The 14853-nt window shown below is 76.1% G+C and carries 13 protein-coding genes; 10 read left to right on the top strand and 3 right to left on the bottom strand.

Annotated elements, in window-relative coordinates:
• The first annotated feature begins 75 nt into the window (after positions 1-75).
• The gene (locus tag ACGF15_RS07230) at positions 76-2490 is read left to right on the top strand and encodes a SpoIIE family protein phosphatase (RefSeq protein WP_376428371.1); all 2415 of its coding nucleotides are present in this window, start codon (positions 76-78) and stop codon (positions 2488-2490) included.
• A gap of 27 nt (positions 2491-2517) precedes the next feature.
• On the opposite strand, the gene ACGF15_RS07225 is transcribed toward ACGF15_RS07230, so the two are convergent.
• The 3 genes from ACGF15_RS07225 to ACGF15_RS07215 form a co-directional block, all read right to left on the bottom strand.
• The gene (locus ACGF15_RS07225) at positions 2518-3507 is read right to left on the bottom strand and encodes an NAD-dependent epimerase/dehydratase family protein (protein ID WP_345615256.1); all 990 of its coding nucleotides are present in this window, start codon (positions 3505-3507) and stop codon (positions 2518-2520) included.
• 111 nt (positions 3508-3618) lie between these two features.
• On the bottom strand, positions 3619-4164 hold the full coding sequence (locus tag ACGF15_RS07220; protein ID WP_392797123.1) for a hemerythrin domain-containing protein: 546 nt from the start codon (positions 4162-4164) through the stop codon (positions 3619-3621).
• A gap of 192 nt (positions 4165-4356) precedes the next feature.
• Positions 4357-5157, bottom strand: a complete 801-nt coding sequence (locus tag ACGF15_RS07215) for a VOC family protein (RefSeq protein WP_345615254.1) — start codon at positions 5155-5157, stop codon at positions 4357-4359.
• Positions 5158-5330: 173 nt separating this feature from the next.
• Between ACGF15_RS07215 and ACGF15_RS07210 the strand changes: the two genes are divergently transcribed.
• The 9 genes from ACGF15_RS07210 to ACGF15_RS07170 all read left to right on the top strand — a co-directional run bounded on the left by ACGF15_RS07210 (position 5331) and on the right by ACGF15_RS07170 (position 14853).
• Positions 5331-5921, top strand: a complete 591-nt coding sequence (locus tag ACGF15_RS07210) for an RBBP9/YdeN family alpha/beta hydrolase (RefSeq protein ID WP_392797122.1) — start codon at positions 5331-5333, stop codon at positions 5919-5921.
• Positions 5922-6300: 379 nt separating this feature from the next.
• Positions 6301-7986 carry an enoyl-CoA hydratase-related protein gene (locus ACGF15_RS07205; protein ID WP_392797121.1) on the top strand — a complete coding sequence of 562 codons (1686 nt, stop codon included), beginning with the start codon at positions 6301-6303 and terminating at the stop codon, positions 7984-7986.
• Between the two features lie 60 nt (positions 7987-8046).
• Positions 8047-9129 carry a hydrogenase expression protein HypE gene (locus ACGF15_RS07200; protein WP_345615251.1) on the top strand — a complete coding sequence of 361 codons (1083 nt, stop codon included), beginning with the start codon at positions 8047-8049 and terminating at the stop codon, positions 9127-9129.
• A gap of 65 nt (positions 9130-9194) precedes the next feature.
• Positions 9195-10979 (top strand): nickel-dependent hydrogenase large subunit, encoded by a 1785-nt coding sequence (locus ACGF15_RS07195; RefSeq protein ID WP_345615250.1) that lies wholly within the window; start codon positions 9195-9197, stop codon positions 10977-10979.
• Positions 10976-11560, top strand: a complete 585-nt coding sequence (locus tag ACGF15_RS07190) for a hypothetical protein (RefSeq protein ID WP_345615249.1) — start codon at positions 10976-10978, stop codon at positions 11558-11560. The genes ACGF15_RS07195 and ACGF15_RS07190 overlap by 4 nt, the downstream gene beginning before the upstream one ends.
• Positions 11557-12222 (top strand): DUF5947 family protein, encoded by a 666-nt coding sequence (locus ACGF15_RS07185; RefSeq protein ID WP_345615248.1) that lies wholly within the window; start codon positions 11557-11559, stop codon positions 12220-12222. The genes ACGF15_RS07190 and ACGF15_RS07185 overlap by 4 nt, the downstream gene beginning before the upstream one ends.
• A complete protein-coding gene (locus tag ACGF15_RS07180) occupies positions 12219-12911 on the top strand; it encodes a DUF6084 family protein (RefSeq protein WP_345615247.1) in 693 nt (230 codons plus the stop codon). Before ACGF15_RS07185 ends, ACGF15_RS07180 begins: the two co-directional genes overlap by 4 nt.
• Positions 12908-14329, top strand: a complete 1422-nt coding sequence (locus ACGF15_RS07175; protein ID WP_345615246.1) for a hypothetical protein — start codon at positions 12908-12910, stop codon at positions 14327-14329. The genes ACGF15_RS07180 and ACGF15_RS07175 overlap by 4 nt, the downstream gene beginning before the upstream one ends.
• Positions 14326-14853 carry a hydrogenase maturation protease gene (locus ACGF15_RS07170; protein ID WP_345615245.1) on the top strand — a complete coding sequence of 176 codons (528 nt, stop codon included), beginning with the start codon at positions 14326-14328 and terminating at the stop codon, positions 14851-14853. The genes ACGF15_RS07175 and ACGF15_RS07170 overlap by 4 nt, the downstream gene beginning before the upstream one ends.

Here is a 14853-nt window from a genome sequence, read left to right as displayed (position 1 = left end):
CCGGGTGGGCCGAGGTCCCGGGGACCGCCCCGGTACGGCTTGTGCGGTGGTGCGGACGAGGCGGATTCTGGGTGGGTGAAGCGCTCCGGACCCGCACCGGCCGACCCCCGGCCCGCGGCGGGCGTGCGGACCGCGCGGGCCGCGCCGCCGGGCGCGGAGCCGCGCGACCCGGTCGCGCCCCCCGCGGCGGCCGCCCTCGTCCTGGACGCCCGGGGCAGCGTCATCGGCTGGAGCCCGGCCGCCGAGGACCTGCTCGGCCACACCGCCGCCGAGGCGGTGGGGCGCCCCGTCTCCGCCTTCGTCGACCCCCCGGGAGGGGAACCGGCCACCGGGCAGGGGCGCACGGCGCGGGCGGCGCACCACCGGGACGGGCGCACCGTGCGGGTGGCCGCCACGGAGTTCCCGCTCAGCGGGCCGGGCCCCGCCTCCCGCGTCCTGCTGCTGGAGGAGTACCGGCAGCGGCGCCTGTCCCAGGCGCGCCTCGCCCTGCTCGACGCCCTGGCGACCCAGTCGCCCCTGGGCCTCGCCGTCTACGACCGCGGGCTGCGCCTGGCATGGGCCAACGCCGCGCACGACCGGGAGGTGGGCCGCCCGCTCGCCGACTACCGGGGCATGCACGCCGAGGACCTCTACCCCGACGGCGCCTTCCTCGGCTCCCGGGGCCCGCGCACCCTGACCGAGGCCATGCGGCGCGTCATCGACGACGGCGAGGTCTTCGTCGACCTCCACTTCCGCTCCCGCCTGCCCAGCGACCCCGACACCCACCGGGTCTGGTCCTGCTCCTACTACCGGCTCCAGGACGCCGAGGGCCGGGTGCTGGGCGTGTGCGAGGACGCCTTCGACATCACCCCCCGCTACGAGGCGCAGAACCGGCTCGCGCTGCTCGCCGAGGCGGGGCGGCGCATCGGCACCTCCCTGGACGTGACCTCCACCGCCCGCGCGGTCGCGGACGTGGCCGTCCCCGGATTCGCCTCCACCGTCACCGTCGACCTCGACGCGGCCGTCCTCGCGGGCGGGGTGCCCGCACCGGGAGCCGGCGGAACCTGGGTCCGCGTCGCCGCCCGCTCCGGGGCGCCGCCCGCGGCGGCCCCCGCCGACGCCGGGTCCCCGCGCCGCGTCTCCTACCCCGAGGGCTCGCCGCAACGGCGCAGCCTGGCCTCGGGCGGCCACGTCCTCGCCGAGGACACCCTCGTGGTGCCGCTGCGCAGCGGCGGCACGCTGCTCGGCCTCGTCACCTTCCTGCGCTCCGGCAGCCTGCGGTTCTTCGACACCGACGCCGTCGGACTCGCCGACGAACTCGTCTCGCGGGCGGCCCTCGGCATCGACAACGCGCGGCGCTTCACCGGCGAGCGCGCCGCCGCCCTGGCCCTCCAGCGCCAGCTGCTCCCGCAGCGGCTGCCGGACCAGTCGGCGGTCGACGTCGCCGGCCGCTACCTGCCCGCGGACGACGTCGCGGGCGTGGGAGGCGACTGGTTCGACGTGATCCCGCTCTCCGGCGCGCGGGTCGGGCTCGTCGTCGGCGACGTGGTCGGGCACGGCCTGCCGGCCGCGGCCACCATGGGGCGCCTGCGCACGGCCGTGGAGGCGCTCGCCACCCTGGACCTGGCGCCCGACGAGGTGCTCACCCGGCTGGACGACCTGCTGGGCCGAGGGACCGGCGTCGGCGCGGACGCGGCGGCCGATGTGCCGTACCCGGACGTCACCACGGGAGCGACGTGCCTGTACGCCGTCTACGATCCCGTCTCGCGGCGCTGCACCATGGCCCGCGCCGGACACCTGCCGCCGGTCGTCGTCCACCGGGACGGTTCCTACCGCTTCCCCGACCTGCCGGCCGGCCCCCCGCTGGGCCTGGGCGGCCTGCCCTTCGAGGCCGCCTCCTTCGAGCTTCCGGCCGGCAGCCTCCTCGCCCTGTTCACCGACGGACTGGTCGAGGTCCGCGACCGCGACATCGAGCAGGGGCTCCGCACCCTGGGCCGGGTCCTCGGCGACCCCTCGGCCGACCTGGACGAACTCTGCGACCGGGCCCTGGACGAGCTGCGGCCCGGCGGCAGGACCGCCGACGACACGGCGCTGCTGCTGGTCCGCACCAGGGAGCTGGACGCCGGCCGGGTCGCCGTCTGGGACCTGCCCGCGGAGCCCGCCTCCGCGGGCCGGGCGCGCTCGCTGGTCACCGCCCGGCTCGACCGCTGGGGCCTCGGGGAGCTGGCCCCCGCCTCCGCGCTCGTGGTCAGCGAACTGGTGACCAACGCCGTCCGCCACGCCGCCGGCCCCCTCCAGCTGCGCCTGATCCGGGACCGCGCCCTGCTGTGCGAGGTCGCGGACACCACGCACACCTCCCCGCACCTGCGCCACAGCTCGGCCGAGGACGAGGGCGGCCGCGGGCTGCTGATCGTGGCCCGGCTCGTCGAGCGCTGGGGCACCCGCTACACGCCGTCCGGCAAGACCATCTGGACCGAGCAGCCGCTCCCGGGCCCGCCGTCCGCCCGGTGACCGGCCGCCCCGCCGGGGCGGGCCGGCTCAGCGGCCCAGCGCGGCCAGCAGCTCCCGCTCCCGGTCCGGGCTCAGACCCGCCCGGCGCTCCCGGCCGAGCCCCTGGGCCCGCTCCCACTCCAGGGTGTCGGCGACCAGTTCCCCGCGGGACCGGTGGCGCAGGCCCGCCGCGCGTGCGGCGGCACCGCTGCGGGCCGACCAGCCCTCCCAGCCCGGCTCGTCCAGCCACATCGTCATCGACTCCGGTCCCATGTACCCGGCGACCCCCTGCTCCTTGAGCCACGCGGCCGGCGCGGGGACCACCGGCCCGGTGTGCCCGCCGATGCTCCGCGCGAGATCCAGCCACGCGCCGAAGGGCATCACCGGGCCCACGGCGTCGTACACCCCGGTGAGTCCGCCCCCGGCGGAGTCGAGGAGCCAGGCCGCCAGATCCCGCACGTCCACCACCTGGGTCGGGGCCAGGGGCGCGTCGGGGACGAGGAGGGGCTCCCGGGGGCCGCGCGCGGCGCGTGCCACCCAGTGCCCGCAGCGGTCGCTCGGATCGCCCGGACCGCCGATCAGCCCGGACCGGGCGACCAGGAGCCTGTCGCCCACCGCCGCGGCGCACGCCTGCTCGCAGGCGACCTTCGCCTCCCCGTACAGCTCCCGCCCGACGCGGTCCCGCCCGGTCGCCGGGAGCAGCGCGCCGGACTCGTCGGCGCCGGGCTCGGCGTGCGAGGCGTAGGCGCTGCAGGAGGAGACGTACGTCCAGTGGGCCGCCCGCGCGGCCAGGGCCTCCAGCGCCTCCCGGACGAAGACCGGCTGCCAGGACACCTCGACCACCGCGTCCCAGTGCGTCGCGGCCAGGTCCGCGTAGGCACCCGGCACCGCCCGGTCCGCGCCGTGCAGGGTGGCGCCCCCGGCCACCGCCCCGCTCTCGCCGCGCGCGAGGCAGACCACCTCGTGCCCCCGGTCGACGGCCTGCCGGGAGATCTCGCGGCCCAGCCATGCCGTGCCGCCCAGTACCAGGATCCTCATGAGCGCAGCCAAGCACGGCCGCGGGGGGCGGGGCACGGCTGTTCGCCCGGGGCGGAGCGGCCCCCGGGACCGGGTGCCGCCCCGCCCCGGCTCCGGGGGCCCGCGGTCCGGTCAGTCGCGGGCGTCCGGCTCGCCGCCCTCCGGGAGCGGGACGACGGCGCCCGCACCGGCACCCAGCAGCACGCCCACCGGGCGGGGGGCCGGGGACTGCCCGGGCCGCTCGCGGGAGGCGCGCACCCGCTCCCCGAGCTCCGCGAGGATCCGGGGCGGGCAGGACTCCGAGAGCAGCGGGAAGAGCCGGCCCGCGCGCTCCGAGGCCAGGCGCTCGGTGGCGGCCCCGAGCGAGGCGACCAGGGCGGTGAAACGGGCGTCGGCGGGCGGGCAGCTCTCCAGCTCCCGGATCAGCCGGTCGGTCTCCGCGCGGTCGGCGAGTTCCTGGTCGGCCATGTCGTCGCCGTCGTCCACGAACCGGCGCACCGCCGGGAACAGGTACTCCTCCTCCGTCACGGCGTACCGCACCAGTTCGCCGGTGAGCCGGTCCGCGAGCCCGCGCAGGCGCTCGTCGCCGGGCGCGAGGCCGCCGATCCGGGTGAACAGGTCCTCGATTTCCCGCAGGTCGGCAGACAGCTCGTCGATCACGTCGCCACCGTGGCCCATGGAGAAGCTCCTTCTGTGTGTCAGGTCCGCCGTGCCGCCGTGTTCCACCGCGCCACGGCGGCAAGCGCCTGGTGCATGACTGCCACGGCGGCGGGGGCGGTTCACCTCGCCCGGCCGCTGCCACCCGAACAGGCTGCGCCCGCGCCGCCGCCCGCCGCAGGACGCGCGGGCGGCGCCGCGGGCCCGGGCGGCTCAGTCGAACGCGGGCTGCTCCCCGCCCGCCGCCGCGAGGTCGATGACGGCGAACGCGGCACCCTGCGGGTCGAGGAGGGCGGCGAACCGCCCGAAGGGCGTGGTGAGCGGCCCGAACACCATCCGCCCGCCCGCCTCCTCGGCCGCGGCGACGGCGGCGTCGCAGTCCGGCACGGCGAAGTACACCTGCACATAGGACGGCACCTCGGGCGGGAAGTCGCCCTCGCCCATGGTCATGCGGCCGAGCACCGGGTCGCCCTCGCCGGGACCGTAGACGGCGAAGTCGATCTGCGGGTCCCGCATGACCTTCCGGGTGAACCCGAAGACCCCGGTGAAGAAGGCGTCCGACTGCTCCGGGGTGCGGGTGAAGACCTCCGCCCAGGCGTAGGCGCCCGGGACCTCCCGCGCCTCGAAGCCCCGGTGGGTGCCCGGCTGCCAGACTCCGAACAGCGCCCCGCCCGGGTCGGTGGCCAGGCACATCGAGCCGAACTCGCCGACCGCCATGGGGTCGAGGACCAGACGGCCCCCGTTGCGCCGGATGTCCTCGGCGGTCGCGGCCACGTCGGGGGACGCCAGGTACAGCGTCCACAGCGGTGGGGCAGCCGCGTCCTGGCCCTCCATCGGGGGCGCCAGCGCCGCGACGGCGCGCCCGTCCGCGTAGGCCTGGGTGTAGCCCCCGTACTCGGGGGCGGGCTCGCCGAAGGTCCATCCCAGGACCCGGCCGTAGAAGTCCTTGGCGGCCTGGAGGTCGGGGAAGGTCGCGTCGGCCCAGACCGGTGTTCCCTGTGCTGCTTCCGCCATGTGCACTGCTCCTCGCTGTCCGGCGGCTCGATGGTCGTCCCCCCATGGTTCGGCCCGGGGCGGCGCCTTCTTGAGGCGCCCCGCGGCGATGTCAGCCGCACGGCCCCGCCTCCGGTGCGGCCGCGGGCGCCCCGCGCGCCGGGTGCCGGGCGGGTGTTTGTAGAGTGCGGCGCATGTGGCAGCGCACCTTCCTCATCCTGCACGGCGTCGAGAACCGCCGCCCCGAGGACCACTGGCAGCACGACCTCGCGCAGTGGCTGCGCAGCCGCGGCGAGCAGGTCTTCTACCCCCAGCTCCCGGACCCCGACCGGCCCTCGCCCGCCGCCTGGACGGAAGCCGTGGAGGCCGAGCTGGGGATGATGCGGGGGGAGCGGGTGGTGGTGTGCCACAGCCTCGGCTGCCTCGCCTGGCTCCACCTCGCGGCCGGCCGCCCCGGCGGCCCGCCCGCCGACCGGCTGCTGCTCGTCGCACCGCCGGGCCCCTCGGCCTTCTCCTGGGACGCCATCGCGCCGTTCACCCCCGGGGCGCTGGACCTCGCCTCCCTCAGGCTCTCCGCCGCGCCTCCGCGCCTGGTGTGCTCCGACGACGACCCGTACGCGCCCGAGGGGGCGGCCACGGCCTACGCGGGCCCGCTCGGCTGCGAGGTGGACCTGCTGCCGGGCGCCGGGCACCTCGCCGTGGCGGACGGGTACGGGCCCTGGCCCTCGGTGCGCCGGTGGTGCCTCGACGGAACGCACCGCCTCACGGCCGACCGTCCCCACTGAGCAGTCCCCCCGGCCGGCCGCCCGGAGGAGGGCCGTGGCGCCCCGGCGGGTGACCGGCCGGAGCGCGCCCGCCCGGGGGCGGCCGTCCCCGCAGGCGCCCGGACACGGCGGAGGCGCCCCGCCTGGTGGCGCGGCCCGCGGCGGTCCGCCTGCGTCGCCCCGGCGCCGCCCGCCCTCGCCGGGAGGCCGGCGCTGCGCGGTGGGGGCGCTGCCCGCGCGCGGCGGCGCCGGATTGCGGCACATGACGGAATACGGCCCTCCGTCTTCCACGAACGGGTGAAACGCCCGACGTGTGTCCCACAGGCGGCGCAGCCCGTGCCCCACCATCGCGGTGGCCGGCCGGAGCCCTCCGGCCGGTTCCGCCGGAGCCGGAGGGGCCATGCGCATCCTGCTCGTCGCCAACGCCTACAACAGCCTCTCCCAGCGCGTCCACGCCGAGTTGCGCGACCGCGGGCACCGCACGGCCGTCGAGGTCGTCCGCGACGGTGCGGACATCGAGCGCGCCGTGCGGGACCACGGCCCCGAGCTCGTCCTGGCGCCCATGCTGACGGTGCGCATCCCGCGCGCGGTGTGGAGCCGCCACCGCTGCCTGGTGGTGCACCCCGGGCCCCCCGGCGACCGGGGCCCCTCCAGCCTCGACTGGGCCGTCCACGACCGCGCCCGCACCTGGGGAGCCACCGTGCTGGAGGCCGCCGAGGAGATGGACGCGGGGACGGTGTGGGCCTGGGCCCCGTGCCCGCTGCCCCCGCTGGCCAAGAGCGACCTCTACCGGGGCGAGGTGGCGGACGCGGCCGTCGGGGCCGTCCTCGCCGCCGTGGAGCGCGCGGCCTCCCCCTCCCGCCGCCCGCTCCCGCGGCAGCCCTCGGGCCACCGCACCCGGCCCTGGCTCCGCCAGGAGCACCGGGCGATCGACTGGGCTGCCGACGGCACCGACTCCGTGCTGCGCGCCCTGCGCGCCGCCGACTCCCGGCCCGGGGTGCTGGACACCCTGCTGGGCGGCGAGTGGTACCTCCACGGGGGCCACCCGGAGGACACCCTCCGCGGCCGCCCGGGCGAGCTGCTCGCCACCCGCTGCGGCGCCGTCTGCCGGGCCACCCGCGACGGAGCCGTCTGGATCCCGCAACTGCGGCCCAGGCGCCTGCCCGGCCACCCCGCGGGCCTCAAGCTGCCCGCGGTGCTCGCCCTGGGCGACCGGCTGCCCCCGCTCCCGGAGGTGCCCGCGCCCCTGCGGCCGGGACCGGGCCGCACCTGGAGGGAGATCGCCTACCACGAGGACGGCCCCGTCGGGCGGCTGGAGTTCTCGTTCGCCGGCGGCGCGATGGGCGCCGACCAGTGCCGCCGCCTGCTCGCCGCCTACCGCGCCGCCTGCGAACGGCCGACCGCGGTGCTGGTCCTGGGGGGCGGGCGGGACTTCTTCTCCAACGGCATCCACCTCGGCCTCATCGAGGCCGCGGCCGACCCCGCAGCGGCCTCCCGGGAGAACCTCGACGCCATGAACGACCTGGTCGAGGCCGTGCTGACCACCACCGACCGGCTGGTCGTGGCGGCGCTCGGCGGCAACGCGGCCGCCGGGGGAGTGATGCTCGCGCTGGCCGCCGACGAGGTCTGGTGCCGCTCCGGGGCCGTCCTGAACCCCCACTACCGCCGCATGGGCCTGTACGGCTCGGAGTACTGGACCTACTCCCTGCCGCGCCGGGTGGGCCCGGAGCGCGCCGAGCGCCTCACCGGCCGCGCCGAGCCGGTGACCGCCGCCGCGGCACGGGACATGGGCCTGGTGGACCAGGTGGTCGACTGCGGTCCGGGCGCCTTCCCCGCCCGGATCACCCGATCGGCGGCGCGCCTGGCCGCCCTCCCGGCCACCCGGCGGCGCATCGTCGCGAAGAAGGCGGACCGCGAGGCCCAGGAGGCCGCGAAGCCCCTCGCCGCCTACCGGGACGAGGAGTCCGCCCGGATGAACCGCATCTTCGACGACCCGCACGCCCCGTACCACGCACTGCGGAGGGCCTTCGTCCGGGGGGAGCGGCCGCCCGCCGCTGCGGTGGCCCGAGCGGAGGGCGGCTGTTAGCAAGAGAGATGACCAACCGCTGGAGGGGGGGTGTCGTCACAGCCGCGCCAGGAGGCGTCCATGCACGCTGAAACCACGACCACGACCGGAGCGGAGTCGTCGGCCTCCGCGGCCGAACAGCCGCCCGTCCACATCCTCTGGATCAACGCCGGCCTCAGCTGCGACGGTGACTCCGTCGCCCTGACCGCCGCGATGCAGCCCAGCATCGAGGAGATCGTCCTCGGCGCGCTGCCCGGCCTGCCGAAGGTGCAGGTCCACTGGCCCCTCATCGACTTCGAGTGCGGCCCCGTCGGCGGCGCCGACACCTTCATCGAGTGGTTCTTCAAGGGCGAGAGGGGGGAGCTCGACCCCTTCGTCCTTGTGGTCGAGGGGTCGATCCCCAACGAATCCATCAAGCCCGAGGGCTACTGGTGCGGCTTCGGCGACGACCCCGACACCGGCCAGCCCATCACCACCAGCGAGTGGATCGACCGGCTCGCCCCCAAGGCCCTCGCCGTGGTCGCCATCGGCACCTGCGCCACCTACGGCGGCATCCACGCCATGTCCGGCAACCCGACCGGCGCCATGGGCGTCCCCGACTACCTCGGCTGGGACTGGACGTCGCAGGCGGGCATCCCGATCGTGTGCGTGCCGGGCTGCCCGATCCAGCCCGACAACTTCGCCGAGACGCTCACCTACCTGCTCTACCAGGCCACCGGCGCCGCCCCGATGATCCCGCTGGACGACAAGCTGCGCCCCACCTGGCTGTTCGGCGCCACCGTCCACGAGGGCTGCGACCGCGCCGGGTACTACGAGCAGGGCCAGTTCGCCCACGCGTACGACTCCCCGCAGTGCCTGGTCAAACTCGGCTGCTGGGGCCCGGTCGTGAAGTGCAACGTCCCCAAGCGGGGCTGGATCAACGGCGTGGGAGGCTGCCCCAACGTCGGCGGCATCTGCATCGCCTGCACCATGCCCGGCTTCCCCGACAAGTTCATGCCGTTCATGGACGAGCCGCCCGGCGGCAAGGTCTCCAGCACCGCCAGCGGCGCCTACGGCGCGGTCATCCGGCGTCTGCGGTCCCTGACCGCGCGGACCGTGGACCAGGAGCCCCGGTGGCGCCACACCGGCGAACGCCTGACCACCGGCTACCGCCCCCCGTGGTGACCGCCCCCCGACGCACCCCCTCCCCCTCCCCCCACCCCGCCTCCTGACGAAGGGCACAGCGCACGATGGCACCGACGACGAAAGCGGCCGGCGACCCGAGCGGCCTGGTGGAGATGTCCTGGGATCCGATCACCCGGATCGTGGGCAGTCTCGGCATCCACACGAAGATCGACTTCAAGCAGAAGCGGGTCGCCGAGTGCTACAGCACGTCCTCGGTCTTCCGCGGATACAGCGTCTTCATGCGCGGCAAGGACCCGCGCGACGCCCACTTCATCACCAGCCGCATCTGCGGGATCTGCGGGGACAACCACGCCACCTGCTCGGTGTACGCGCAGAACATGGCGTACGGCGTGAAGCCCCCGCACCTGGGGGAGTGGATCATCAACCTCGGCGAGGCCGCCGAGTACATGTTCGACCACAACATCTTCCAGGAGAACCTGGTCGGGGTCGACTACTGCGAGCGCATGGTCCGCGAGACCAACCCGGGGGTCCTCGAACTCGCCGAGCGGACCGAGGCCCCCCACGCGGCCGAGCACGGCTACCGCACCATCGCCGACATCATGCGCTCGCTCAACCCGCTGGAGGGCGAGTTCTACCGCGAGGCACTCCAGGTCAGCCGCTACACCCGGGAGATGTTCTGCCTGATGGAGGGCCGCCATGTGCATCCCTCCACGCTCTACCCCGGGGGCACCGGCACCGTCGCCTCGGTGCAGCTCTTCACGGACTACATGAGCCGCCTGATGCGCTACGTCGAGTTCATGAAGCGCGTCGTCCCGCTCCACGACGACCTGTTCGACTTCTTCTACGAGGCCCTGCCCGGCTACGAGGAGGTCGGCCGCCGCCGTGTGCTGCTCGGCTGCTGGGGAGCCCTCAACGACCCCGAGCACTGCGACTTCACCTACGCCAACATGAGCGACTGGGGACGGCGCATGCTCGTCACCCCGGGCGTCGTCGTCGACGGCAAGCTGGTCACCAACGACCTCACCGAGATCAACCTCGGCATCCGGATCCTCCTCGGCTCGTCCTACTACGAGGACTGGGCCGGGCAGGAGCAGTTCGTCACCCACGACCCGCTCGGCAACCCGGTCGACCCGCGCCACCCCTGGAACCAGCACACCATCCCGGCCCCCCAGAAGCGCGACTTCCAGGACAAGTACAGCTGGGTGATGTCCCCCCGCTGGTTCGACGGCAAGGACCACCTGCCGCTCGACACCGGGGGCGGCCCGCTCGCCCGCCTGTGGTCCACCGCCCTGTCCGGGCTCGTGGACGTCGGCTACGTCAAGGCCACCGGGCACAGCGTCGTCATCAACCTGCCGCGCACCATGACCAAGCCGGAGACCAGCTTCGAGTGGCGGATCCCCCAGTGGTCCAACGCCCTCGAACGCAACCGCGCCCGCACCTACTTCCAGGCGTACGCCGCCGCCGTCGCCCTGCACTGCGCCGAGAAGGGCCTGGAGGAGGTCCGCGCCGGACGCACCCAGACCTGGGAGAAGTTCGAGGTCCCCGACGAGTCCATCGGCTGCGGCTTCACCGAGGCCGTCCGCGGCGTGCTCTCGCACCACATGGTCATCCGGGACGGGAAGATCGCCAACTACCACCCGTACCCGCCGACCCCCTGGAACGCCAGCACCCGCGACACCTACGGCACCCCCGGCCCCTACGAGGACGCCGTGCAGAACACGCCCATCTTCGAGGAGAACACCCCGGAGAACTTCAAGGGCATCGACATCATGCGCGCGGTGCGCAGCTTCGACCCCTGCCTGCCCTGCGGCGTGCACATGTACGTCGGCGGCGGCAGGACCGTCAAGACCATGCACGTCCCCACCGGCCTGAGCGGACTGGGCGGATGAGCGCCCCCGCGCAGACGGCCCCGCCGCCCGCCGCCGCACCCGCCCTCTCCGCGGAGGAGGCCGGACGCCGCGTGGACGAGGTCCTCGAACGCCTCGCCGCCACGGGCGACGAGCAGGCCCGCGCCGCCGCCGAGGAACTCGTCCGCGTGCTCATGGACTTCTACGGCACGGGCCTGGCCCGCGCCGTGGACCTGCTGCGCCGCACCGGCTCCGACGCCGGTCCCGGCCCCCTCGAACCGCTCCTGGGCGACGGGCTCGTGGCCGCGATGCTCGTGCTGCACGACCTCCACCCCGAGGACCTGCCCGCCCGCGTCGAGCGGGCCCTGGACACCCTCCCCGGGCACCCGCTGGCCGTCGACAGCCACGACCCGTCCACCGGCGTCCTGCGGCTGAAGCCCACCGGGGAGGGCGGCTGCGGCTGCGGTTCCACCCGGGAGGCCGCGCACCGCGCCGCCGCGGACGCGCTGTCCTGCTTCGCCCCGGAGGTGGCGGGGGTCGAGATCGCCGAGACGCCGCGGCAGGCGCCCCTCCTCCAGATCGGCACCCGCCCCGCCGGCGGCTCCCCGGGACCGGCCCGGTGACCGCGCCGCACCCCGTCCGGGCCGCCGCCGAGGCGGCGGCCCGGCAGCCGCGCGGCCTGCGCCGGTTCACCGCACCCCGGCCCCCCGCCCCCGAGACCTGCGAACTGTGCGGCGCCCCCGTCCCGGAGGACCACCGCCACCTCGTCGACACCGACCGCCGCTCCCTGGCCTGCGCCTGCGCCGACTGCGCCCTGCTGATGGACCGCCCGGGGGCCGCCGGGGGCCGCTTCCGCGCCGTGCCCGACCGCCGGCTCACCGATCCCGGCCACGGCTTCGACGACGGCCTGTGGGACCGCCTCGGCATCCCGGTGGGGGTGGTGTTCTTCTTCCGCAACACCGCGCTCGACCGCCTGGTCGCCCTCTACCCGAGCCCCGCGGGGGCCACCGAGCACCAACTGGAGCCGGAGGGGGAACGGGCCGTCCTGGACGCCACCCGCCTGGCGGGCGAACTCGCCCCCGACACCGAGGCGGTACTGGTCCGCCGCACCGACGGGCACACCGAGTGCCACCTGGTCCCCGTCGACCTCGCCTACGAACTCACCGGCCGGATGCGGACGCTGTGGCGGGGCTTCGACGGCGGCGCGGAGGCCCGCGCCGCCGTCGACGGCCTGTTCGCCGAGGTGCGACGCACGGCCCGCACCCTGGGGGCGCCCCGCCCATGACCGCCTTCACCTTCACCTGCACCGGAGCCCGTGCGGACCGCTACGCCGCCGGGCCGACCCTGGTGTTCCGGCTGCGCATCACCGCCGACGGACCGGCCCCCGTCCACGCCCTCGCCCTGCGCTGCCAGATCCGCATCGAACCGTCCCGGCGCGCCTACGGCGAGGGGGAGGCGACCGGAGGGCTGACCGACCTCTTCGGCGAGCGCTCCCGCTGGGGCACCACCCTCAACCCCCTGCAGTTCGCCCAGGTGTCGCTGATGGTCCCCGGCTTCACCGGGGAGACCGAGACCGACCTCGTGGTGCCCTGCACCTACGACATGGACATCGCCGCGACCCGGTACGCGGACGCCCTGGAGGGCGGCGAGGTGCCCCTGCTGATGCTGTTCTCGGGCACCGCCTTCACCGGGGCGGCCGGGTTCCGGGTCGAACCCGTGCCCTGGGATCGGGAGGCTACCTTCGCCCTGCCGGTCGCGACCTGGCGGGAAATGATCGAGCAGCACTTCCCGGGCTGCGGATGGATCCGGCTGTCCTCCGACACCATGGCCGCCCTCCTCGCCCACCGCTCCCGGCGCGCCCTGCCGTCCGCCGAGGCCGCCGTCCGCGACCTGCTGGAGTCCCCCGCCCCGGGCGCCCCGCCGGCCGCGGAGGACGCCGCACCGGCCCGGTACGAAAGGACCCCGGCACGATGACGACCGCCGCCTTCGCCGAGGAGACCGAGGCCCGGCTCGCCCACGCCCGCCAGGTCGCCGACGCCGTCCTGTTCGAGGGCTACGTCCTCTACCCCTACCGCGCCTCCGCGGCGAAGAACCGCCTGCGCTGGCAGTTCGGCGTCCTGGTCCCGCCCGCGTGGGCGGCCCGCGGCGACGAGTACGAGTTCCAGCACACCGAGTGCCTGATGGAGCCCCGGCCCGGCGCCCGGCTCGCCGTCCAGCTGCGCTTCCTGCGCGCCCGGCGCCGCACGGTCCAGCGCGCCGCGGGCGGCGGCCGCTACGAGACCGTCCCCGAACTCGCCCTCCCCGACCGGGTGCTGACGACCTGGGACGAGGGCGTCGAGGAGCGCGTCGACGTCACCGTCCCCGTCGGCGAGCTCACCGGCGGGGGAGTGGAGGTCCCCGTCGCGCGGCCCGCCGAGGAGGAGACCGAGACCGTCCGCGCCGAGGACGGCACCGAGGCCGGGCGCCTGCTGCGCCGCCGCGAAGCCGTCAGCGCACGGCTGCGGCTGACCGCGGAGGAACTCCCCGGCCCCTACCGGGTGCTGAGGCTCACCGCCCTGGTCGAGAACACCAGCGGCTGGTCGCCGCACTCCGCCGAAGCGCGCGACGCGGCCCTGCCGCACTCCCTGATCGCCGCCCACCTCCTGCTCCACCTCGACCGCGGCGCCTTCCTGTCCATGACCGACCCGCCGCGGTGGGCGGGCGCCGCGGTGGCCGCCTGCCGGAACCTGCACACCTGGCCCGTCCTCGCCGGCGAGCCCGGGCGCGCCGACCTCGTGCTGTCCTCGCCGATCATCCTGGACGACCACCCGGCCATCGCACCGGAGAGCCCCGGCGCCCTCTACGACGCCACCGAGATCGACGAGATCCTCGCCCTGCGCACCGCGGCCCTGACCGACCAGGAGAAGCGCGAGGCGCGCGGCACCGACGCCCGGGCGGCCGCCGTCATCGACCTCGCCGACTCCCTGCCGCCCGAGGTCCTCGACCGGCTGCACGGCGCCGTCCGCACCCTCGGCCCCGCCCCCGGAGCGCCGCAGGCCGCCGAGGACCCCTTCGCCCCGCCGGGCACAGCCCGGCCGGACACGCCCTGGTGGGACCCTGCAAGCGATGCCGGCGTCGACCCCGCCACGGACGAGGTGCTGGTCGGCGACCGCCCCGTGCGGGCCGGAGACCGCGTGGTCCTGCGCCCCGGACGCCGCCGCACCGACGCGCAGGACCTGTTCGTACACGGCCGCACCGCCCTGGTGGAGGCCGTCGTCCACGACGTCGACGGGGGAGTCCACCTCGCGGTCACCGTGGACGGGGACCCCGGTGCCGACATCCGGCGCGAGCAGGGCCGCTACCTGTACTTCCAGCCGGACGAGGTCGCCCACCCCGCACAGGAGGACGCATGAGCGCACCGGCCCCCCGGACCCTGGTCGCGGGCATCGGGAACATCTTCCTCGGCGACGACGGCTTCGGCGTCGAGGCCGTGCGGCAGCTGTCCGCGGGCCCCCTGCCCCCGCACGTGGAGGCCGTCGACTTCGGCGTCCGCGGCGTCCACCTCGCCTACCAGCTCCTGGAGGGCTACGGCACCGCCGTCCTCCTCGACACCACCGCGCGCGGCGGCGCCCCCGGCACGCTCTACGTCATCGAGGACGCCGAGGCCGACACCCCGCCCGGCGGCGCGCCCCTGGACGGGCACCGCATGACCCCCGGCACCGTCCTCGCCCTGCTCGGCACCCTCGGCGCCGGGACCGGCACGGCGCCCCCGGCCCGCATCCTCGTCGTGGGCTGCGAACCCGCCTGCCTCGACGAGGGGATCGGCCTCAGCGACGCGGTACGCGGCGCCGTGCCCCGCGCCGTGCGGGCGGTCCGCGACCTCGTCGGCACCGCCACCCCCACCCCCCTGCCCGCGGCCGGTCCGGCCGCCCCCTGA

The sequence above is a fragment of the Streptomyces sp. NPDC048001 genome, from assembly GCF_043203115.1.
Classification (GTDB): domain Bacteria; phylum Actinomycetota; class Actinomycetes; order Streptomycetales; family Streptomycetaceae; genus Streptomyces; species Streptomyces sanyensis.
The sequence above is the reverse complement of the archived record's forward strand: the minus strand, read 5'-3'. Positions and strand labels throughout refer to the sequence as shown.